Annotated in this window: 22 protein-coding genes; 7 read left to right on the forward strand and 15 right to left on the reverse strand. The window is 39.7% G+C overall.

From position 1 onward, the window contains the following. Positions 1 to 59: 59 nt before the first annotated feature. Entirely contained in the window at positions 60 to 1,220 is a 1,161-nt protein-coding gene (pgk, locus tag ACPT9C_RS01455) for a phosphoglycerate kinase (RefSeq protein ID WP_021034605.1), read from the reverse strand. 95 nt (positions 1,221 to 1,315) lie between these two features. Further along, the gene (locus ACPT9C_RS01460) at positions 1,316 to 2,098 is read right to left on the reverse strand and encodes a ribonuclease T2 family protein (RefSeq protein ID WP_042593298.1); all 783 of its coding nucleotides are present in this window, start codon (positions 2,096 to 2,098) and stop codon (positions 1,316 to 1,318) included. A 77-nt stretch (positions 2,099 to 2,175) separates the two neighbouring features. On the opposite strand from ACPT9C_RS01460, the gene ACPT9C_RS01465 reads away from it, so the two are divergent. Then, on the forward strand, positions 2,176 to 2,436 hold the full coding sequence (locus tag ACPT9C_RS01465) for a YfhL family 4Fe-4S dicluster ferredoxin (protein ID WP_005627640.1): 261 nt from the start codon (positions 2,176 to 2,178) through the stop codon (positions 2,434 to 2,436). Between the two features lie 143 nt (positions 2,437 to 2,579). Here ACPT9C_RS01465 and ACPT9C_RS01470 read toward each other — a convergent pair whose 3' ends face one another. The 3 genes from ACPT9C_RS01470 to tsaD form a co-directional block, all read right to left on the reverse strand. After that, positions 2,580 to 3,800, reverse strand: a complete 1,221-nt coding sequence (locus ACPT9C_RS01470; protein WP_042593297.1) for an aromatic amino acid transport family protein — start codon at positions 3,798 to 3,800, stop codon at positions 2,580 to 2,582. Positions 3,801 to 3,836: 36 nt separating this feature from the next. Beyond that, positions 3,837 to 4,418: a thymidine kinase gene (locus ACPT9C_RS01475; protein ID WP_041175263.1), complete on the reverse strand. Its 582-nt coding sequence runs from the start codon at positions 4,416 to 4,418 to the stop codon at positions 3,837 to 3,839. A gap of 141 nt (positions 4,419 to 4,559) precedes the next feature. Further along, positions 4,560 to 5,588, reverse strand: coding sequence for a tRNA (adenosine(37)-N6)-threonylcarbamoyltransferase complex transferase subunit TsaD (gene tsaD / locus ACPT9C_RS01480; RefSeq protein ID WP_050948938.1), 1,029 nt, complete (start codon positions 5,586 to 5,588; stop codon positions 4,560 to 4,562). A 230-nt stretch (positions 5,589 to 5,818) separates the two neighbouring features. Between tsaD and rpsU the strand changes: the two genes are divergently transcribed. The 3 genes from rpsU to rpoD all read left to right on the forward strand — a co-directional run bounded on the left by rpsU (position 5,819) and on the right by rpoD (position 9,905). Then, positions 5,819 to 6,034 (forward strand): 30S ribosomal protein S21, encoded by a 216-nt coding sequence (rpsU, locus tag ACPT9C_RS01485; protein ID WP_005627632.1) that lies wholly within the window; start codon positions 5,819 to 5,821, stop codon positions 6,032 to 6,034. Positions 6,035 to 6,167: 133 nt separating this feature from the next. After that, positions 6,168 to 7,949 carry a DNA primase gene (gene dnaG / locus ACPT9C_RS01490; protein ID WP_048946811.1) on the forward strand — a complete coding sequence of 594 codons (1,782 nt, stop codon included), beginning with the start codon at positions 6,168 to 6,170 and terminating at the stop codon, positions 7,947 to 7,949. A gap of 69 nt (positions 7,950 to 8,018) precedes the next feature. Beyond that, entirely contained in the window at positions 8,019 to 9,905 is a 1,887-nt protein-coding gene (gene rpoD, locus ACPT9C_RS01495; RefSeq protein ID WP_005657994.1) for an RNA polymerase sigma factor RpoD, read from the forward strand. A 199-nt stretch (positions 9,906 to 10,104) separates the two neighbouring features. Here rpoD and aspA read toward each other — a convergent pair whose 3' ends face one another. From aspA to ureA, 9 genes are all read right to left on the reverse strand, one after another. Beyond that, positions 10,105 to 11,523, reverse strand: a complete 1,419-nt coding sequence (aspA, locus tag ACPT9C_RS01500) for an aspartate ammonia-lyase (protein WP_118879810.1) — start codon at positions 11,521 to 11,523, stop codon at positions 10,105 to 10,107. A 155-nt stretch (positions 11,524 to 11,678) separates the two neighbouring features. Further along, positions 11,679 to 12,494: an urease accessory protein UreD gene (locus ACPT9C_RS01505; RefSeq protein WP_050948942.1), complete on the reverse strand. Its 816-nt coding sequence runs from the start codon at positions 12,492 to 12,494 to the stop codon at positions 11,679 to 11,681. A 74-nt stretch (positions 12,495 to 12,568) separates the two neighbouring features. After that, positions 12,569 to 13,204, reverse strand: a complete 636-nt coding sequence (gene ureG / locus ACPT9C_RS01510; RefSeq protein ID WP_005657985.1) for an urease accessory protein UreG — start codon at positions 13,202 to 13,204, stop codon at positions 12,569 to 12,571. 223 nt (positions 13,205 to 13,427) lie between these two features. Continuing rightward, positions 13,428 to 14,135, reverse strand: coding sequence for an urease accessory protein UreF (locus ACPT9C_RS01515; RefSeq protein WP_050948943.1), 708 nt, complete (start codon positions 14,133 to 14,135; stop codon positions 13,428 to 13,430). Next, on the reverse strand, positions 14,120 to 14,677 hold the full coding sequence (gene ureE / locus ACPT9C_RS01520) for an urease accessory protein UreE (protein WP_050948944.1): 558 nt from the start codon (positions 14,675 to 14,677) through the stop codon (positions 14,120 to 14,122). The genes ACPT9C_RS01515 and ureE overlap by 16 nt, the downstream gene beginning before the upstream one ends. A gap of 8 nt (positions 14,678 to 14,685) precedes the next feature. Further along, positions 14,686 to 15,306, reverse strand: a complete 621-nt coding sequence (locus ACPT9C_RS01525) for a glutathione S-transferase (protein WP_425627473.1) — start codon at positions 15,304 to 15,306, stop codon at positions 14,686 to 14,688. Between the two features lie 36 nt (positions 15,307 to 15,342). After that, the gene (ureC, locus tag ACPT9C_RS01530) at positions 15,343 to 17,061 is read right to left on the reverse strand and encodes an urease subunit alpha (protein ID WP_118879811.1); all 1,719 of its coding nucleotides are present in this window, start codon (positions 17,059 to 17,061) and stop codon (positions 15,343 to 15,345) included. An 11-nt stretch (positions 17,062 to 17,072) separates the two neighbouring features. Beyond that, complete coding sequence (gene ureB, locus ACPT9C_RS01535; protein ID WP_050948947.1) at positions 17,073 to 17,378, reverse strand: urease subunit beta; 306 nt, start codon at positions 17,376 to 17,378, stop codon at positions 17,073 to 17,075. Positions 17,379 to 17,454: 76 nt separating this feature from the next. Next, positions 17,455 to 17,757 carry an urease subunit gamma gene (gene ureA / locus ACPT9C_RS01540; RefSeq protein ID WP_021034590.1) on the reverse strand — a complete coding sequence of 101 codons (303 nt, stop codon included), beginning with the start codon at positions 17,755 to 17,757 and terminating at the stop codon, positions 17,455 to 17,457. Positions 17,758 to 17,925: 168 nt separating this feature from the next. Between ureA and ACPT9C_RS01545 the strand changes: the two genes are divergently transcribed. Together ACPT9C_RS01545 and groL are read left to right on the forward strand one after the other, a co-directional pair. Continuing rightward, positions 17,926 to 18,216: a co-chaperone GroES gene (locus ACPT9C_RS01545; RefSeq protein ID WP_005629492.1), complete on the forward strand. Its 291-nt coding sequence runs from the start codon at positions 17,926 to 17,928 to the stop codon at positions 18,214 to 18,216. 19 nt (positions 18,217 to 18,235) lie between these two features. Beyond that, on the forward strand, positions 18,236 to 19,882 hold the full coding sequence (groL, locus tag ACPT9C_RS01550; RefSeq protein ID WP_118879812.1) for a chaperonin GroEL: 1,647 nt from the start codon (positions 18,236 to 18,238) through the stop codon (positions 19,880 to 19,882). A 254-nt stretch (positions 19,883 to 20,136) separates the two neighbouring features. On the opposite strand, the gene ACPT9C_RS01555 is transcribed toward groL, so the two are convergent. Continuing rightward, positions 20,137 to 21,591, reverse strand: a complete 1,455-nt coding sequence (locus tag ACPT9C_RS01555) for an aminoacyl-histidine dipeptidase (protein WP_050948949.1) — start codon at positions 21,589 to 21,591, stop codon at positions 20,137 to 20,139. A gap of 109 nt (positions 21,592 to 21,700) precedes the next feature. Here ACPT9C_RS01555 and gpt point away from each other — a divergent pair, with 109 nt between their 5' ends. Then, the gene (gene gpt / locus ACPT9C_RS01560; RefSeq protein WP_005632242.1) at positions 21,701 to 22,168 is read left to right on the forward strand and encodes a xanthine phosphoribosyltransferase; all 468 of its coding nucleotides are present in this window, start codon (positions 21,701 to 21,703) and stop codon (positions 22,166 to 22,168) included. Positions 22,169 to 22,282 lie beyond the last annotated feature (114 nt).

Genomic DNA, 22,282 nt, shown 5'->3' on the forward strand with positions numbered 1-22,282 from the left:
TTATATTGATGATGGCATTTTTGATGCCACCATCAATATGTTATAGAGGAAAAGTGCGGTTAGTTTTTCGCACGTTTTTCAAGAATTTCTACTGCAGGTAATACTTTGCCTTCTACAAATTCTAAGAACGCACCACCACCTGTTGAAATGTAAGAGATCTTGTCAGCAATACCGAATAAATCAATAGCTGCTAAGGTATCTCCGCCACCAGCGATAGAGAATGCATCGCTGTTTGCAATGGCGTGAGAAATAATTTCAGTCCCTTTACGGAAGTTAGGGAACTCAAACACGCCAACTGGGCCATTCCATAAAACAGTTTTTGCATTTTTGATAATTTCAGCCAATTGTTCTGCTGATTTATCGCCAATATCAAAAATAGATTCATCATCTTTCACTTCATTTACCGCTTTTTCTGTTGCTGCTGCCGTTTCAGAGAACTCTAAACCTACACGAACATCAACTGGCACAGGAATATCAGTGCTTTCTGCTAATTCTTTCGCAACTGGGATTAAATCAGCTTCATACAAAGATTTGCCTACATTGTGACCCGCTGCCGCGATGAAAGTATTCGCAATGCCACCGCCCACAATAATTTGGTCAGCGATTTTTGAAAGAGAATTTAATACTTCTAATTTAGTTGAAACTTTAGAACCACCAACAATAGCCACCATTGGACGAGCAGGTTCTTTTAATGCTTTACCTAATGCATCTAATTCAGCAGCTAATAATGGGCCTGCACAAGCGATTGGTGCAAATTCTGCAACGCCGTAAGTTGATGCCTGCGCACGGTGAGCCGTACCAAAGGCATCCATTACAAATACATCGCAAAGTGCAGCATATTTTTTACCTAATTCAGGATCGTTTTTCTTTTCGCCTTTGTTTACGCGTACGTTTTCTAAAACAACGATTTCGCCTTCTTTAACCTCTACGCCGTTTAAATAATCTTGTTCTAAACGCACATTGAAGCCTGCGTTTTTTAAGTAATCAACAACTGGCTGTAAAGAATCTTCTGGTTTGAATTCTCCTTCAGTTGGACGACCTAAGTGAGAAGTTACCATCACTTTTGCGCCTTTTTCTAAGGCTAATTTTAAAGTAGGAATGGTCGCACGAATACGCGCATCTGAGGTCACTTTGCCATCTTTTACTGGCACATTAAGATCTGCACGGATAAATACACGTTTACCCGCTAAATCTAAATCGGTCATTTTGATTACTGACATAATCTATCCTCTTGTTAAGTTAAAATTAAAATTGAAAACTTTTCGTATTATACCTACTTCGTGCTAGGTTGTAACGATTTAGATCAAAGAAATTCTTATTTGCTTTGGCAATTCATTACCTGCCATTTTTTATCATAACAAATAAATAATTCATTTCGACTTGCCCTCAAATACGCATTTTTTAATTGTGGATTATGTTGCTTCATCCAACGAAAAAGTTCATTTTGACTTAATTTTTGATTCGGTAATTTTAATGCGTTAAATAATTCCTGCTCCTTAGCAAAATATTGCTGGGCAGAATCAAAGGCGCAACTACCGTGTTTTTCCCATTCGCCTTGCAATAATTGCTCGCTCGGAGAAATTGCCAAATATTGTGCTAATAAACCTTTTGGCAAAGCAGGTAAATCGCCTTTGCAAAAACGAGGATGATCTGAAACAACGCGAGCATTTGCATTTTGGGGCCATAATCCATGTACAACCCAACCAAAAGTGCGGTTATTTCCACATTGATATTGGGAAGATGCAGGCAACTGATCGCCATATTTTTCACGCTGAATATCACAAAATCCGGGCGACCAAGATAATGCCAACATATAATAATCAACTGGTGCCTGCGCATTTTGCCCGATACGATCATTGTGCATAATCACATCATAGTTTGCAAAAACATCTGGCTTTTTCACCGCACTTTTTTCAATATCTGTCCGCTTTGTCTCAAATTGAGGCTCTAATTTAGGTTCAGGTGCTTTTGTTTGCTTAGCCTGTTCGATTACGGGAGAAGACGATTGATGTTTAGCTTTGGTTGGATCAGTAAAATATTGCCAAATTGCTAATACAACAAGGATAATAAGAGAAAGAATGGAAGTAAGTTTTTTCATAAATTTTGTTTAGTTTTTGTCAATCAAGTTTTTGTCAGCTATAATTCGCCGCTTTCAATTTTCTATTAAGGATCACAATGGCATTACTCATCACTAGCAAATGTACCAACTGCGATATGTGCTTACCAGAATGCCCGAACGAAGCCATTTCCATTGGCGATGAGATTTATGTAATCGATCCTGTACTTTGCACGGAATGTGTCGGTCATTACGACACGCCAACCTGCCAAAAAGTTTGCCCAATCACTAACTGCATTAAGCCCGATCCTGAACATCAAGAAACCGAAGAACAGCTTTGGGAACGCTTTGTGATGATTCATCATTCAGATAAATTGTAATTTTTAAAGCAACTGAAATATGACTTATCATCTTCGAAAAGAGTGCGGTTAATTTTGAGCTTATTTTTATTATCAAAAAAACTGAAATTTTTCACCGCACTTTTATCTATAAAAAGAACTACATTGAGTTACTTTTCTTCACATTACCCCGCTACGGCTGGTAAATATCCCCATTGAATTAAAAATGGAATGACCATAATCACCACGCCAATCAATAACGCAAAAACCAAAGCAAAATTGCCGCCAGCAACACGATATGGCAATGTTGGATTTTCAATACGTGTACGCCACGCCAAACCAATTGGTAAAATTAAGCAATAGAACGCACACAATAAACCTGCGTAACTTAATGCTGTAATAAATCCTTCAGGATAAAACAATGCAAACACAAGTGGCGGTAAAAATGCGGCAATGGTTAATACAAAGCGATTATTTGGCAAATGATAACGCTTGAATAAATCCCCCAATCCCTCAAATACACCAAGCATTACGCCTAAGAAAGAAGTGATCAGTGCAAGTGATGAAAACGCACGCACAACCTCTCCCATAAAATGCGAACCTGTGATTTCACGTGTTGCATTTATCAAACCATTTAACGTTGGATCAGCTTGTAAAATACGCACAAACTCGCTTTGACTTAATACACCGTGGGTTGCTAACTGCCATACAAGGTAAGCAGCTAATGGAATCGCAGTACCAATCAAAATGGCACGACGAAATTTATCAACACTTCCACCTAAGTAGCTATTTACACTCGCCATAATGACGTGGAAACCGAAAGAAGTAAAAAATATTGGTGCCGCAGAAACTACAAAAGCATAATCCAAAGGCAATGCCATTAAATTATCTGTTGCTACTTTTGGAAGCATCATAAACAGCACAAAAGCAAAAGCGATTAACTTACCAATAAATAACACGCGAGTTAAGCCATCCACGCCTTTCGTTCCTACAACCACAAAAGAACCTAATACCACAGTAAAGATAACAATCGCAGTTTTAAGCGACATAGCTTCCATACCAAAAGCCGTTGGCAAGCCTGAAAGTAAAGATCCACCACCCGTAATATAAGCGGCTGAAAGTGCATAAAGTAAAACTAACAAACTCAACGTTGCTAAAATCCGTCCTGAAACCCCAAAATATTTTTCAGCGAGCGTGGCGACACCATCATCCAACTGATCCGCTGTTTGATACACTTCTACAAACAACAATCCACTGTAAACCAACAAAGCCCACAAGCCAACGAGCAATAACACGGTATAACCAAAGCCCATACCCGCTGATGTAAGCGGCATAGCAAGCATACCTGCACCAATGGTTGTGCCTGCAATAATCAGCGCACTCCCAAAAGTTTTGTTTTTTAGCATAAAATTGTCCTTATAATGTTGTGTTTAAAAACTAATTTAAATCTGTCCGCACTTTTCTTTATAGTGTAAACGGCAAACAGAAAGGTAAGAATCATTGCCCCCAATTTGAATTTGCGCGCCTTCTTTAATGACTTCGCCCTGATCATTTAAACGCAAAACAAAGTTAGCCTTGCGGCCACAATAACAAATTGTTTTTAATTCTTCGAGTTGATCCGCCCAAGCCAGTAAATATTTACTTCCTTCAAAAAGTTCCGCTTGGAAATCTGTTCGCAAGCCATAACAAAGCACAGGGATTTTGAATTTATCAACAACATCACTCAACTGGTAAACTTGTTGTTTGCTAAGAAATTGCGCTTCATCCACCAGCACGCAATGTACTTTTTCTTTTTTTATGTGTTCATTGATTTCATCAAACAAATTGGTTTCCGAGCGAAATAAAAAGGCATCTTGCGAAATACCAATACGCGATGTGACTTTCCCCACGCCAAAACGATCATCAATCGCAGCCGTATAAACTAATGTATTCATATCACGCTCACGATAATTATAGGAAGATTGTAGCAACGTCGTTGATTTTCCAGCGTTCATTGTGGAGTAATAAAAGTAGAGTTTTGCCATTTTTTTCCTTCATACCTAGGGTAGGTATACCCTAGGTTCATTTCAGTATTATCCCTTTGGGATAAAGTGATTGTTCTCCAAAAGATAAGTTTATTACTATAATTAGCTGTGGGTATACCTACCCACGATAAAACATAAACATTAAATCGCTTCTAATTCCGTCATTGCCCAACGAGGCTTAACATCAATAGCCAGATCGCTATGCTGACCTTGTTTTAAACGTAAAAAACCTGTGTAAGCAATCATCGCGCCATTATCTGTACAAAATTGAGGTTGAGGATAAAACACTTCACCACCTAAATTCTGCATTAAGTGCGCAAGCGTTTCACGAAGTTTTTTATTTGCACTCACTCCCCCCGCAATCACTAAACGTTTATAGCCGGTTTCTTTCAATGCACGTTTACATTTAATGGCAAGGGTATCCACCACTGCATCTTGGAAAGCATAAGCAATATCTGCTTTTATTTGTTCTGTCAGTTTGCCCTCGTTTTTAATCGCTTGATTAATCGTATTCGCAGCAAAGGTTTTTAAACCAGAAAAACTAAAATCAAGACCTGCTCGATCTGTCATTGGACGTGGAAATGTGAAACGATTTGGCGCACCTTTTTCTGCTAAACGAGAAAGTGCTGCGCCACCTGGATAATCTAGTCCAAGTAATTTTGCTGTTTTATCAAAGGCTTCGCCTGCAGCATCATCAATGGATTCGCCAATCACTTCATATTTTCCTACGCCATCTACACGTACCAATTGAGTATGACCACCCGATACCAATAAAGCAACAAAAGGAAAGTGCGGCGAATTTTTATCAAGCATTGGCGCAAGTAAATGCCCTTCCATATGATGAACACCAATCGCAGGGACATTCCACGCATAAGCTAAAGAACGTGCGATAGTTGCGCCTACAAGCAATGCGCCGACAAGCCCTGGGCCACTCGTATAAGCAATACCATCAATATCGCTCTCCGTTATCTTAGCTTCTTCTAACGCTGCTTTAATAAGAGGAGCTGTTTTACGAATATGATCGCGCGATGCCAATTCGGGTACAACGCCACCATAATCAGCGTGCAAAGCAATTTGAGTATAAAGTTGATTAGCAATTAACCCTTTTTCTTCATCATAAATCGCCACGCCCGTTTCATCACAGGAAGTTTCAATGCCTAATATTTTCATTGATTTTCTTCATTTATTACCTAAAATGTTGCGCGATTTTACCCTGTTTAAGCGGTTTTAACCAGTTGAACCACAAATATTAAGGTGAATTGGCATTCTATCCTTTACTTTTTGCCTAAAAGTAGATTAGAATTGCGTCCTTTATTAAATCTGTCATTTGCACACAGGTGCTTTGGCAAAAATAAAATTTTAAATTGCAATTAAATTAAACTCATTGAGGTGATTGGCTTATGCCTGTAATTAAAGTACGTGAAAACGAATCATTTGACGTAGCTTTACGTCGTTTCAAACGCTCTTGCGAAAAAGCGGGAATCTTAGCTGAAGTACGCGCTCGCGAATTTTACGAAAAACCAACTACAATTCGTAAACGTGAAAATGCAACCCTTGCAAAACGTCACGCAAAACGCAACGCTCGCGAAAATGCGCGCAATACCCGTTTATACTAATTTATAGTATTTTCTGACTCGAGTTAAGACAAACCGTGAATCCTTTGGACTCACGGTTTTGTTACTTTAAGCACAACAAAAATCTACGCCAAAAACGACCGCACTTTCACACCACGATCACGGAGGCTCGACAATGAAAGGTCCTATTCCACGCCCCTTTATTGATGATTTACTAACAAAATCCGATATTGTCGATGTGATTAACACGCGCGTAAAACTAAAAAAAGCTGGCCGCGATTATCAAGCCTGTTGCCCTTTCCATCACGAAAAAACGCCATCCTTCACAGTTAGCCAAAAGAAACAGTTTTATCATTGCTTCGGCTGTGGCGCACACGGTAATGCCATTTCCTTTTTAATGGATTATGACAAACTTGAATTTGTCGAAGCTATTGAAGAACTTGCTGCTATGGCAGGGCTTGAAGTACCTTACGAAAAACGCGCTAATAACAGCGGAAAACCTCAAGCTAATTATCAAACCAAACGAAATCTCTATGAATTAATGCAAGAGATTGCCAAGTTTTATCAAAACCAATTACCATTAAATACTCAAGCACAAGAATATTTACAACAACGCGGGCTTTCAGCTGAAATTATTAAGCGTTTTCAAATTGGGTTTGTGCCGAATGCAATGGATACTGTACTGCGTAAATTTGGCGTTAATCGTGAAGAACAACAAAAACTCATTGAGTTAGGCATGCTTTCTCGCAATGATCGTGGCAATATTTACGATAAATTCCGCAATCGCATCATGTTTCCAATTCGCGATAAACGTGGTCGTACAGTGGCTTTTGGTGGACGAGTATTAACGGATGAAAAACCAAAATATCTGAATTCGCCAGAAACCATTACTTATCATAAAGGTAACGAGCTTTATGGTTTGTATGAAGCCTTACAAGCCAACGATGAACCAAAACAATTACTTGTTGTTGAAGGTTATATGGATGTGGTGGCATTAGCACAATTTGGCGTGGATTATGCGGTCGCTTCTTTAGGTACGTCCACGACATCAGAACAAATTCAACTTATTTTTCGTTCGACCGAACAAGTGGTTTGTTGTTACGATGGCGACCGTGCTGGGCGTGATGCAGCGTGGCGAGCGTTAGAAAATGCGTTGCCTTATTTAGAAGATGGCAGACAACTCAAATTTATTTTCTTGCCAGAAGGAGAAGATCCTGATACTTACATTCGTCAATACGGCAAAGAAAAATTTGAAGAATACATCGAAAGTGCGCAATCTTTAAGCGAGTTTATGTTTGCACATTTAAGTCCTCAGGTTGATTTTTCCACTAAAGAAGGGCGCGGAAAATTAGTTGCGCTAGCTGCGCCGTTAATTCGCCAAATTCCTGGAGAAATGCTTCGCTTATCGCTACGCAATATGCTTGCTCAAAAACTTGGGATTTTTGATCAAACTCAGCTGGAAAATCTTATTCCAAAACAATTAGAACAAGCCAATACACAACAAAAAGTCGCTAATAATAAGATCAAGAAGACACCAATGCGAATGGTCATTTCATTGCTTCTGCAAAATCCTGAATTAGTAAAACGTATGTCTGAAAGCGGCGTGCAAGCATTACGTGCGGAAGCAGGGTTTGAAATTCTGGAAAAATTGACCGCACTTTGTCGCCAACGAGAGGGCATTACTACGGGGCAAATTTTGGAATACTTCCGCAATACATCTTACAGTAATCCCCTTGAAATACTGGCAACTTGGGATCATTTATTAGACGAATCCGATATAATCAACGCATTTTCACAAAATTACCGTCGCTTAAATATTCAAGCTATTGAGCGCGATATTGAAATGCTTATTGCCAAAGAACGAACTGAGGGTCTCACTAATGAAGAAAAAACGGTACTTGTACATCTTTTAGCTGGTAAAGAACAGCAGAAAAAACAGTTAGTGAATCCGCTATAACAATGGTAGAATCTCAGGTTCATAAAAAATCTTATCTTCTCAATCACATCAAGCAAAACGAGTATAAAAATGGAAAAAAATCAACAATCTACGGCTGAACAATATTCAGAACAAATTGAGCAATTGATGGAGCTAGGTCGTACACAAGGGTATTTAACTTTTGCTGAAATCAATGACTTATTGCCCGAAGATGCTATTGATCCTGAATATTACGACAAGTTGCTACAAACGTTGCAAAATGATGCAGGCATCCCTGTGTTAGATGAAGCACCAGAAAGCGATGATATGATGTTGAGTGATACCATCCCTGATGAAGATGCAGTGGAAGAAGCAACTCAAATTCTTTCTAATGTAGAATCTGAAATCGGTCGAACAACGGATCCTGTCCGTATGTATATGCGTGAAATGGGAACAGTTGATCTTCTTACTCGTGAAGATGAAATCAGCATTGCAAAACGTATTGAAGAAGGGATTGATGAAGTTCAAACCTCTATCGCAGCCTATCCTGAAGCATTAAATGGATTACTAAAAAACTATGATGATGTAGAAAAAGGTAATTTCCGTTTGACCGATTTAATTACAGGTTTTGTTGATCCAAATGCCGAAATAGAAGAACACAACGGACTTGATGAAGACTTTTCTGATGAAGATGAAGATGAAGATGATGAAGAAGAAGGATCGAGTAATGCAGATGTGGAAGACAATGAATCAGAATCCACATCAGATTCAAGCGACTCTGATAACAGTATTGATCCTGAAGTTGCTCGCGAAAAATTTCAGCAATTAAGAGAACAGCACTCTAAAACCCTTGCTGTTATTGAAAAACACGGTCGCTCTGGAAAACGCGCCCAAGATCAAATTGCACTACTTGGCGAAATTTTTAAACAATTCCGTTTAGTGCCAAAACAATTTGATTTACTCGTTCTATCAATGAAAGAAATGATGAAACGTGTACGTTATGAAGAACGTCAGCTACAAAAAATATTAGTGGATATAGCAGGAATGCCAAAGGATGATTTTGAAAAAATTATTACTACTAATGGCAGTAACAGTGAATGGGTAACAAAAGCGTTAAAATCTAGCAAACCTTGGGCTAAACGTTTAATTAAATATGAAGATCGTATTTATGAAGCCTTAAACAATCTAGCGATAACAGAAGAAAATACTAAACTTACCATTACGCAAATGCGTGACATTTGCGATGCAGTCGCACGAGGCGAACAAAAAGCACGCCGGGCTAAAAAAGAAATGGTTGAAGCTAACTTACGTTTAGTAATTTCTATCGCGAAAAAATACACAAATCGAGGTTTACAATTCTTAGATTTAATTCAAGAAGGGAATATCGGTTTAATGAAAGCGGTAGATAAATTTGAATATCGACGTGGTTACAAATTCTCTACCTATGCAACTTGGTGGATTCGTCAAGCAATCACTCGCTCTATTGCGGATCAAGCGCGTACAATCCGTATTCCTGTGCATATGATTGAAACGATCAATAAACTTAATCGTATTTCTCGCCAGTTATTACAAGAAATGGGACGTGAAGCAACACCAGAAGAATTGGCAGAACGTATGGGAATGCCAGAAGATAAAATCCGTAAAGTGCTGAAAATTGCAAAAGAGCCGATTTCTATGGAAACCCCTATTGGCGATGACGATGATTCACATTTAGGGGATTTTATTGAAGATTCAACCTTAGAACTTCCTCTTGATTCTGCCACAGCACAAAGTTTAAAAGTTGCAACTCACGAAGTGCTTGAAGGTCTGACACCACGTGAAGCAAAAGTATTACGTATGCGTTTTGGTATCGATATGAATACCGACCATACACTTGAAGAAGTGGGTAAACAATTCGATGTAACACGCGAACGTATTCGTCAAATTGAAGCAAAAGCATTACGTAAATTACGTCATCCTAGCCGTTCTGAAACACTGAGAAGTTTTTTAGATGAATAGAGAGAAACTGATCTAATCTTAAAAATCAGATAAATTTGTTTAAGGACTAAATTCTATCATCCACAGAATTTAGTCCTTTTATGTTTTACTTAAAACATTTTAATCATAAAAAAATCTGCGCCCTAATTAGCTGATTTATTTATTCAGCTTTAAGGCACAGATTAAAGTGCGGTAAATTTTTTTGGTATTTTTACGTAAATTATTTATTTAATTTCGCTTTGTAAGTTGGATTCATTAAGTTTTCTACAGAAAGAATGTCATCTAATTGTTCTTCTGTTAATAAACCTTTTTCTAACACAACTTCACGTACGCCTTTACCTGTTTGAGCACAGATTTTACCCACTAAGTCGCCGTTGTGGTGACCGATAAATGGATTTAAGTAAGTCACGATACCGATTGAATTAAATACATAGTTTTCACAAATTTCTTTGTTTACAGTGATGCCATCCACGCATTTATCGCGTAAGTTCACACAAGCATTGGTTAAGATGTCGATAGATTCAAACATTGCTTGACCAATCACTGGTTCCATTACGTTTAATTGTAATTGACCGGCTTCAGATGCGAAGGTCACAGTGGTATCGTTACCAATTACTTTAAAGCAAACTTGGTTTACCACTTCTGGAACAACTGGGTTTACTTTTGCTGGCATAATAGAAGAACCTGCTTGTAATTCAGGAAGATTAATTTCTTTTAAACCAGCACGTGGACCAGAAGAAAGTAAACGCAAGTCATTACATACTTTAGAAAGTTTCACTGCAGTACGTTTTAATGCACCGTGAACCATGACATAAGCGCCACAGTCAGATGTTGCTTCAATTAAATTTTCTGCAGGTACGCAAGCTAATCCAGTTACTTCAGCAAGATGTTTTACAACTAATCCTGTATAGCCTTGAGGTGTATTTAAACCAGTACCAATAGCAGTCGCACCAAGGTTTACTTCAAGTAATAAACCTGCAGTACGTTTTAAGTTACGCACTTCTTCTTCAAGTAATACAGCAAACGCTTTGAATTCTTGACCAACCGTCATTGGCACCGCATCTTGCAATTGAGTACGACCCATTTTTAAGATATTCGCAAATTCTTTTGCTTTATTGTCAAAACCATCTTGTAAATATTGAATTTTATCGATCAATTTTAAGATGCTATTGTATACCGCAATACGAAAACCTGTAGGATACGCATCATTGGTTGATTGACTTGCATTAACGTGATCCATCGGATTAATCACGTTATATTCGCCTTTCTTATGACCAATTTTTTCAAGGGCAAGATTAGCAACCACTTCATTAGTATTCATATTGACAGACGTACCTGCACCACCTTGATATACATCTGATGGGAATTGATCTAAGCATTTTCCAGTAGTAAGGATTTCATCACAAGCTGCTACAATCGCTTTTGCAATATCACTTGGAATTGCACCTAATTCGCCATTGGCTAAAGCCGTTGCTTTTTTTACCATTACCATACCACGTACAAACTCAGGCACGTCAGAAATGGTTACGTTAGAAATATTGAAATTTTCTACCGCTCTTAATGTATGAATTCCCCAATATGCTTCTGTAGGCACATCACGTTCGCCGAGTAAATCTACTTCTTTTCTAAATTGAGTCATTTTAATTACCTTTTTGGGTTAGTTAATTTATCGTCATTATAGAAATTTCAAGAAGAAAAAACTTGATGAAGATCACATTTTCAAAAAATGCTCTCAAGACATATTTTCATTTTTCGGATTAGTTTTTTTAGGGAAAAATAAGCTATCCATCAATCTTATGTAGATTTCAAGAGCTTACCAATTTTCTCAAACAATTTCTGAATTTGCTCTGCACGGCACCCGAGTACCCGCACCATTAAGCCATATCCATTGAGTTGTGATATGCCTATCAACAAACCTTGTTCTTCCATAAACTGCTGTTGCAAGGCTTGCACTTGTTGCTTAATTTCAAGTGAACTTTTCCCTAAATGCAAATAAATTAGCGAACCTTGATGGGAGTAATTTTCCATCTGGCTCAAGGCGGTGAGGTTCATTTTCGATGGCAACCATTGAATACAATCGCTGACAAGCGGTCGTTTTTTGTCATCGTTTTGCAAAGCATAAATCTTCAAATGGGAGGAAAACTGACGAAAGGCAAAACGTTCATCATTCAACACCCGACCAATCGCCACGATTTCACCATAAATCAGCTCGCTTTGTTCTCCCATTTCAATCTGTGTTTGCTGCTTAAAAACGGAATCTTTATGTAACACCAACGGATGCGGCAAATAGAACAAACGGCTGTTTTCGGCAAGGGCAATACGAGTAATTTGCTCTGCACTGTCGCCCTCATTCATCGCCTGCACCCGAGTAAATGCCTGCGTATTTAAAGAAAGTGCGGTAGATTTTTCGAGCGTTATTTGAATATCAACTCGATCCCCAGCTAATAAACCTGGCGAAGAAGACATTTGCATTGCACTAAGTCCATTTTCCCATTTATCCGCATAGGCAGATAACGTCATTACTTTCAAAGGTGGCGTCGCAAAGTATTCGGCAAGCTGGGTTTTGCCACTTTGGGAAAGTTTGGTGGAAAGGGATAATTTGCTGTTCATAGATTTTGTAGGGGCTAATTACATTAGCCCCGATATTTCACCAATAATTGGGCAAATGTAATTTGCCCCTACGATTAACGAACCAAAGATGCGGGTTCTTCCACATTCTTCAACAACGCATATTTTTCGATCCAACCGATCACGCCGTCAAGATTTTCTTTTTTCATCAAATTAGTGAAAATAAACGGCTGACCGTTACGCATACGGCGGGCATCGCGTTCCATCACGCTTAAATCTGCCCCTACAAACGGAGCAAGATCAGTTTTATTAATGACTAACAAATCTGAACGAGTGATACCAGGCCCGCCTTTACGAGGGATTTTTTCCCCTTGTGCCACGTCGATCACAAAAATCGTCACGTCTGCCAAATCAGGGCTAAAAGTCGCCGAGAGGTTATCGCCGCCCGATTCAATAAATACAATTTCCACATCAGGGAAACGAGCCACCATTTCGTCCACTGCCTCCAAATTCATTGAGGCATCTTCACGAATTGCCGTATGTGGACAACCGCCCGTTTCCACGCCCATAATTCGCTCAGGCGAAAGCAAACTATTTTTCGTTAAAAATTCCGCATCTTCTTGGGTGTAGATGTCGTTAGTAATGACTGCCACACTATATTTTGACGCTATTTCACGAGTGAGTTTTTCAATTAACGCCGTTTTGCCCGCACCAACAGGACCTGCCACGCCGATTTTGATGTAATTACGCATTTTTCTTTCCTTTAATTAACCTAGCAACTGTGATTATTTACTACAAGCGGTAAGGTGGACATAAGCCCACGCATTTAACTCTGAGTTTTTATTTTCCTTCTAAAATGCTCTTTAGAAAAAAGGGAAAAATGCGGTCAAAATTAACCGCACTTTTCATTGTTAAATAAACACGTGGGCTTACGCCCACCCTACCCCTGAAAAATAAAAATACAGCAATCACAGGTTATGACATATATAATCTGGTATAAAGCACTTCGTGTTGCATTGCTCGTATATCATTCGCCAGCGTTGCCGCACCAAGCCATTCTTCGTCGGGTTCAAGGCTTAATTCCACCGCTTGCACGAGTGATCCTCGCAAGTCAAACAGAATATCTTGCCCATCCATTTGGCTGAGGGGAATTAGCTTCACGCCGTTAGTGATCGCACCAACTGCTGCATTGTAGTAGAACGCATAGAGCGTATCGGCTTTGGTTAAGCCCATGGCTTGAGCAACCATTGCAAACACTATCGGAAAATAGCCCTGTACTCGTTTTTCGACAATCGCTTGTTGGTAAGTCGTAAGCAGCGTATGTGTTTCGTAGCGAATAAAAATTTTCAGCAATCGTACGCCGAGTTTGAAATTCCCTTCGCGGCTTTCACGTGCCACTTTAGTGGCGGAAAGTTGCCAATCCAGTTCGCACAAGCGGTCAAAATTACCCTCGTTCATTGCATCAAACGCAAGAGAAAGATACGCCCCGTCGTTGTAAATCCAGTTTTGTAAAAGCTGAGTTTGTACATATTCTTCTAGGGTCGCTTTGCTTTCTACCACACGTTGCTGGACGAATGTTTCCAAGCCATTAGAGTGGTTAAATCCGCCAATCGGTAAGGTGGGATCGACCAAGTGAAGCAACGCACCTAAATCCGTTAAAGACCGGTTTAATGTTGATGCCAATTGCCGTCTCCGTGATGATGATAACCGTGATGATCGTGCGAATGACTATGTGAATACCCGTGACCTTGTGCAGAGTTCGCCCTCAACGCTTGGCTTAAACGGCGTTCTGCTTTTTTCGGTTCAAATCCTGCCGCTTGTAACCACTCAAACATTGGCTTATCGTAAGGTAATGTCACTTCATCGCCATCTAAAAACAGCGGCGAATGTTTATTACCAATTTCATAACAAGCTCGAGCCATTTCAGGCAAGGTTTTCGGCGACAGCACAATCACGTCACTCGGTAAAATTTCAATCGCAATCACTAATTCATCACTGATAAACACCACATCATCGTGTTTTAAACGTTGCCCCTCTTTGAGCAAACGAAACGCCACTTCACGCCCCGTATTTGTAGTTTTACGCAAAATATTCCGTTCGCTTTCATACCACTGCAATGACACGCGTTCAATGGTTTGATGTGCAATTTGTCCTTCAGTTTGGAGGCTAGTTAAATCGCCCAAAATGGTATCCATAATGGGCAAAATGGGGTTGAGGATTTTCATATTTCGTCTTATGCCTGTGGTTTTGTGCTAAACAAAACCTCATATTTTTCATTCATTTCAGCCGCCCAAGCGGTTAAATTTGGAAATTCTTTTACAAGATCTAATCCAATTTTTTCCGCTCTGAATAAGAACCAATCAATGACTGCGACTGTCGTTAGCGTACCAATGTTTAATTCAGTGCCAAACGGTTTTAAATCTTGCTCAAGTCTTACAAAACTTTGACGATTTCGCTCGGTTAGTTGTTGATGGCGAGCTGTCCACCATTCACTTTCAGGGCGAAGCATTTTTTCAGCCATCATCAGCACAGTATTTTCCATAATGCCATCGGCTAAATTATGCAACGCTAACGTTGCCCAGCGTGGCTTGCCACTTTCTGGAATGAGTTTAGGCTCCACATTGCCTTTTTGGTCAAGATATTCGCAAATGAGCAAACTGCCATAAAGCCAATTACCACAATTACGTTCTAACGCTGGCACTCTACCCAGAGGATTTGCCTGATTATGTGCAGAGCTTGCATCAAATGATGAACCAATTTTAATCAGTTCTGTTTTGTCTAAGAGTTGTTGATATTTCAACGTTACCAGCACTTTACGTACATACGGGCTGGTAGTGGAGTACCAAAGTTTCATTGTAAATTCTCCTTAAATTTTGACCGCTCTTTTTACTTAGAACATAAAATACCGTTGCCCCAATGGCACCGTATCCACAGGTTCACAGGTAATTAGTTCACCATCTACACGCACTTCATAGCGTTCTGGATCCACTGTAATTTCAGGTGTTGCATCATTATGAACAAGATCTTTTTTACTCACACTACGGCAGCCTTTCACCGCAATAGTTTCTTTGTGTAAACCGAATTTAGCACGAATATCTGCTTTTTCAGCGGCTTGTGAAACAAAGAAAACTGCAGTTTGTGCCGTTGCTAAGCCTTGTGCACCGTACATTGGACGGTAGAACACTGGTTGTGGTGTTGGAATAGAGGCATTTGGATCGCCCATTTTTGCGTAGCTAATAAAACCTTTTTTAATTATCACTTCTGGTTTTACGCCAAAGAACATCGGTTTCCATAACACGATATCTGCAATTTTGCCCACTTCTAATGAACCAATATGATCCGAGATGCCGTGTGCAATCGCTGGATTGATGGTATATTTCGCAATGTAGCGTTTAATACGGAAGTTATCGTTTCCTTCATTGCCTAATTCGCCACGTTGCATTTTCATTTTATCTGCGGTTTGCCATGTACGAATAACGACTTCGCCAATACGCCCCATCGCTTGAGAGTCTGAACTCATAATCGAGAAAACACCCATATCATGCAAAATATCTTCTGCTGCAATAGTTTCAGGACGGATACGGCTATCGGCAAAAGCTACATCTTCTGGCACGCGTTTATCTAAATGATGGCAAACCATCAACATATCCAAATGTTCATCGATAGTGTTTTTCGTAAACGGACGAGTTGGGTTAGTTGAAGCCGGTAATACGTTTGGATACATCGCTGCTTTAATGATATCTGGCGCATGACCGCCACCAGCTCCTTCCGTGTGGAAGGTATGAATAACACGTCCATCAATCGCTTTCATGGTATCTTCTAAGAAGCCACTTTCGTTCAGAGTGTCGGTGTGGATTGCCACTTGAATATCCATTTCATCTGCCACTTTTAATGCCGAATCAATTACTGCAGGCGTTGCGCCCCAGTCTTCGTGGATTTTTAAACCTAATGCGCCAGCTTCAATTTGTTCGCGTAGCGGATCTAAAGTTGAACAGTTGCCTTTACCAAAAAATCCTACGTTTACAGGCAATGCTTCTGCCGCTTGGAACATACGCTCCATATACCACGCACCTGGTGTGCAAGTGGTCGCGTGTGTGCCGTCAGCCGGGCCTGTTCCGCCACCAATTAACGTAGTAACGCCACTTTCAATCGCATGCTGTGCTTGTTGAGGGCAAATAAAGTGAATGTGTGTATCAATACCGCCAGCGGTTGCAATTAAATGTGCACCGTTATGTACTTCTGTGCTAGCACCGATAATCATATTTGGCGTGACATTATCCATCGTATCTGGGTTACCTGCTTGACCAATGCCCACAATGCGACCATCTCGAATCCCAATATCCGCTTTGATAATGCCTAATTTTGCATCAATGATCATCACGTTAGTGATCACAAAATCCAATACATTTGGATTATCGCGAGTTGCCGTACCACTTTGAGCCATGCCATCGCGTACACTTTTACCGCCACCAAATTTACACTCGTCGCCTTTGGTCAATAGATCTTGCTCAATAGTTGCCCATAAATTGGTATCGCCTAAACGGACTTTATCGCCAACGGTTGGGCCATAAGTTGCTACATATTGCGCTCTTGAAATTGTTAATGCCATCTTGCCCTACTTTATAATTTGCCATCAATTTGATTATGGAAACCGTAAATAATTTGGTTACCACCAAAAGCCACTAACTCAACGGTTTTGGCTTCTCCCGGTTCGAAACGCACCGCATTACCAGAAGGCACATTTAAACGCATACCGCGTGCCAAAGTACGGTCAAATTTAAGAGCATTATTAGTTTCAAAAAAATGGTAGTGAGAACCCACCTGAATGGGTCTATCACCCGAGTTGGTTACTTCAATTATCACTGTTTTTCTGCCGACATTAGCGAGAATATCGCCTTCGGCTAATTGGTATTCGCCTGGGATCATATCTTTGTTCCTTGTAGGGTAGGCTTTAGCCCACCATTGATATTTTTATTTTGGTGGGCTAAAGCCCACCCTACGGTTATCTGATTGGATTATGCACGGTAACAAGTTTTGTGCCATCTGGGAAAGTTGCTTCAATTTGCACTTCGTGTACCATCTCAGCGACGCCTTCCATCACATCATCAACGGTTAAAAGTGTTGAACCATATTGCATGACTTCAGCCACACTCATTCCATCTCTTGCCGCCTCTTGTAAATGACTCGCAATATAGGCAACAGTTTCTGGATAATTTAATTTAACGCCACGTGCTTTGCGTTTTGCCGCCAATTCGCCCGCGAGGAAAAGCATCAGCTTTTCTTGTTCTCTGGAAGTTAAGTGCATATTGTCATTCCTTAATTTATTTATTATGCGAAGATCAGCGAATTTTACGTAAAAAAATCTAAAATAGGAAAAATATTTTGTCAGAATTTTTTGTAACTCCCCTTGAAAGAAAAAAAATCTTCCTTATATAAAGACCGCACTTACAAACTCTTAAGAAGGAAATTAATTATGAATATTCGTCCTTTACACGATCGTGTAATTATTAAACGTGAAGAAGTCGAAACCCGTTCAGCTGGCGGTATCGTATTAACTGGATCAGCTGCGACCAAATCAACCCGTGCGAAAGTATTAGCAGTGGGTAAAGGTCGTATTTTAGAAAATGGCACTGTTCAACCTTTAGATGTTAAAGTTGGCGATACCGTAATTTTCAACGACGGTTACGGCGTGAAAAGCGAAAAAATCGATGGCGAAGAAGTATTAATTATTTCTGAAAACGACATCTTAGCAATTGTAGAATAATTAGATAAGGAAAAAGAAAATGGCAGCAAAAGACGTAAAATTTGGTAATGACGCACGCGTAAAAATGCTTAAAGGCGTGAATGTATTAGCAGATGCAGTAAAAGTAACCCTTGGCCCTAAAGGTCGTAATGTAATTTTAGACAAATCATTTGGCGCACCAACTATCACTAAAGACGGTGTATCTGTTGCTCGTGAAATCGAATTAGAAGATAAATTCGAAAATATGGGCGCACAAATGGTAAAAGAAGTAGCATCTAAAGCAAATGATGCAGCAGGCGATGGTACAACCACTGCAACTGTACTTGCTCAAGCTATCGTAAATGAGGGATTGAAAGCAGTAGCGGCAGGCATGAACCCAATGGATTTAAAACGTGGTATTGATAAAGCAGTAAGTGCGGTTGTTTCTGAGCTTAAAAATTTATCTAAACCTTGTGAAACAGCAAAAGAAATTGAACAAGTAGGGACTATTTCTGCAAACTCTGACAGCATTGTGGGTCAATTAATTGCTCAAGCTATGGAAAAAGTGGGCAAAGAAGGCGTGATTACCGTTGAAGATGGTACGGGTCTTGAAGATGAATTAGATGTGGTTGAAGGGATGCAATTCGATCGTGGCTACCTTTCTCCATATTTCATCAACAAACCAGAAACAGCAACGGTTGAATTAGATAATCCATATCTTCTTCTTGTAGATAAAAAAATCTCTAACATTCGTGAATTACTTCCAGTGTTAGAAGGTGTTGCAAAAGCAGGTAAACCATTATTAATCATCGCTGAAGATGTGGAAGGCGAAGCACTTGCAACCTTAGTAGTGAACACGATGCGCGGTATCGTAAAAGTTGCAGCCGTGAAAGCACCAGGCTTTGGAGATCGTCGTAAAGCGATGTTACAAGATATTGCGATCTTAACTTCAGGTACTGTAATTTCTGAAGAAATCGGTATGGAGCTTGAAAAAGCGACACTTGAAGATCTTGGTCAAGCAAAACGTGTTGTAATCAATAAAGATAACACAACCATTATTGATGGTATCGGAGATGAATCTCAAATCAAAGGTCGTGTGGCTCAAATTCGCCAACAAATTGAAGAATCAACTTCTGACTACGATAAAGAAAAACTTCAAGAACGCGTTGCTAAATTAGCTGGCGGCGTGGCAGTAATCAAAGTAGGCGCAGCAACTGAAGTTGAAATGAAAGAGAAAAAAGACCGTGTAGATGACGCATTACATGCAACTCGTGCTGCGGTTGAAGAAGGTATCGTTGCCGGTGGTGGCGTTGCATTAGTTCGCGCAGCAGCGAAAGTTGCAGCAAGCCTAAAAGGTGACAACGAAGAACAAAATGTGGGTATCAAACTTGCATTACGTGCGATGGAAGCACCTCTACGTCAAATCGTCACTAACTCAGGCGAAGAAGCATCTGTTGTGGCAAGTGCGGTTAAAAATGGCGAAGGAAACTTTGGTTATAACGCAGGTACAGAACAATACGGCGATATGATCGAAATGGGTATTTTAGATCCAACTAAAGTCACTCGTTCTGCATTGCAATTCGCGGCATCCGTAGCAGGCTTAATGATTACCACTGAATGTATGGTAACTGATCTTCCAAAAGATGATAAAGCCGATTTAGGTGCTGCTGAAATGGGCGGTATGGGTGGAATGGGCGGAATGATGTAATTCGCTTATACGAGTAAAAAATCTATCCCAACAGAAAATTTGAGCTCTATGACTTAGGGCTCAAATCTACTAAAATAAGGGATACTAATTTTAGGCTTAGAAGATATCTGTAATAGTCATAAAAACAACTATATACAAAATGATACCCTTATAAAAATAAGGGTATCTTATGCAACACTAGTTAAATTTCGATCTTTTATGCAGCTACTACATAATCACCAGAAATTTTAACCGCACTTTTAATTAATATTAGATTACTTCGCAGGAATATCGGCAAGTACCCTTGTCAATAAATCCCAATAGGTTTGTACTGTTGCAATTTCCACTTTCTCATCTGGTGAGTGAGCATTTCGGATTGTTGGCCCGATAGAAATCATTTCAATGTTTGGATAATGTTCTTTTAAAAGACCACATTCTAATCCTGCGTGAATGACTTTCACTACAGGCTCCTCGCCTAGCACTTCAGCATAATGTTTGCGAGTAACGTCTAAGATAGTTGAGTCGTTTACAGGTTGCCAGCCCGGATAAGGTGCAGAAAACTCAACTTTTGCATTTGCTAAGATTGCAAGTGAGCTAAGCATTTCAGTTACGTAATATTTACCGCTTTCAATTAATGAACGAACTAAAATGGTGCTTTTTACAACATTACCTTCTGTTTTCAATACGCCAACGCTTAATGAGCTTTCTACAACATTTTTAACTACATCACTATTGCGGATTACGCCGTTTGGCAATACGTTGAGTGCATTAATTACCGTTTGAGTACTTTGTGCTGTGAATACTGTTGCAGATTTTTCTACAAATTCTACAAAAAGCGTGAGATTAGGTTCGGCAATGGCTAATTCTTCTTTAAGCACAACCGCAAGATTTTCTACCGCACTTTCTATGGCTTTTACATCGCCATTAAAGGCTAATACAGCCGCTGCTTCTCGAGGAATTGCATTACGAATTGAGCCACCACGAATTTCAGAGAGAGTAAAGTGCGGTTGATTTTGAGAGAGTTTTGATAATACTCGCGCTAACACTTTAATTGCATTTGCACGTCCTGTATGAATATCAACACCAGAATGGCCGCCACGTAAACCTTTAAGTGTAATTTGTACACTGTGCTCAAAGCTATTGGTTTCATATTGAACTGGAATTTCAAAGTTTGCATTAATGCCGCCCGCACAACCAATGTAAATTTCGCCAATTTCTTCGGTATCTGTATTGATTAAAATTTCAGATTGTAACCAGTTATGACGCAGGTCTTTCGCACCATCCATCCCCGTTTCTTCTGTCATTGTTAAAAGCACTTCAAGAGGTGGATGCGCTAAATCATTGCTTTCTAACACCGCTAGAGTAGAGGCTAAACCGATACCATTGTCAGATCCTAATGTTGTACCTCGCGCTTTTACCCATTCTCCATCAATATAAGGTTGAATAGGATCTTTAGTAAAATCATGCGGGTTACCTTCATTAGCCTGTGGCACCATATCTAAGTGCGCTTGTAAAACAACAGGTGTGTGATTTTCCATTCCTTTCGTCGCAGGTTTACGAATGAGAACATTGCCTACTTCATCGCGTTCCACAAAAAAATGCTTTTCTTTCGCCCAATTTACAATAAAGTTAGCTAACGCATCTTCATAATGAGAAGGATGAGGGATTGCACAAATTTGATCAAACCATTTCCATAACAATGAGGGTTGAAGTGTTGTAATTTCAGACATAATTGCTCCTTTTACTGAAAATATTTACGAAATAATAGCATAAAACGCCATTTCGGGTTATCCTTACGCAATTTTTTATTTCTCGATAAATTTAAACTAAGGTGCAATTATGAGCGAAAAATATGTGGTAACTTGGGATATGTTTCAAATGCATGCCCGCAAATTATCAGAACGTTTACTTCCAGCTTCCCAATGGAAAGGTATTATTGCGGTGAGTCGCGGTGGTTTGTTTCCAGCGGCTGTGTTGGCTAGAGAATTAGGTCTTCGCCATATTGAAACCGTTTGTATCGCAAGCTATCACGATCATAACAATCAGGGAGAACTACAAGTTCTGCATGCAGCCCAAGTGCCAAATGGCGGCGAAGGGTTTATCGTAGTAGATGATTTAGTTGATACGGGTAATACAGCGCGTGCGATTCGTCAAATGTACCCTAATGCAAAATTTGTCACTGTATTTGCAAAACCTGCAGGTGCAGAATTAGTAGATGACTATGTGATTGATATTCCACAAAATACTTGGATTGAGCAACCTTGGGATTTAGGTTTAACCTTTGTGCCACCTCTCTCTAGAAAATAATTTTTATACAAAAAAGTGCGGTTAAAATAAAAGAATTTTTAACCGCACTTTCTTTCATTTTATCGTTTTTCCTAATTTTTCACGGTAAACTGGTTAAAATTTTACTCACAACAA

Source organism: Haemophilus sp. HN_Hi16, from assembly GCF_049823435.1.
Lineage (GTDB): Bacteria > Pseudomonadota > Gammaproteobacteria > Enterobacterales > Pasteurellaceae > Haemophilus > Haemophilus influenzae_D.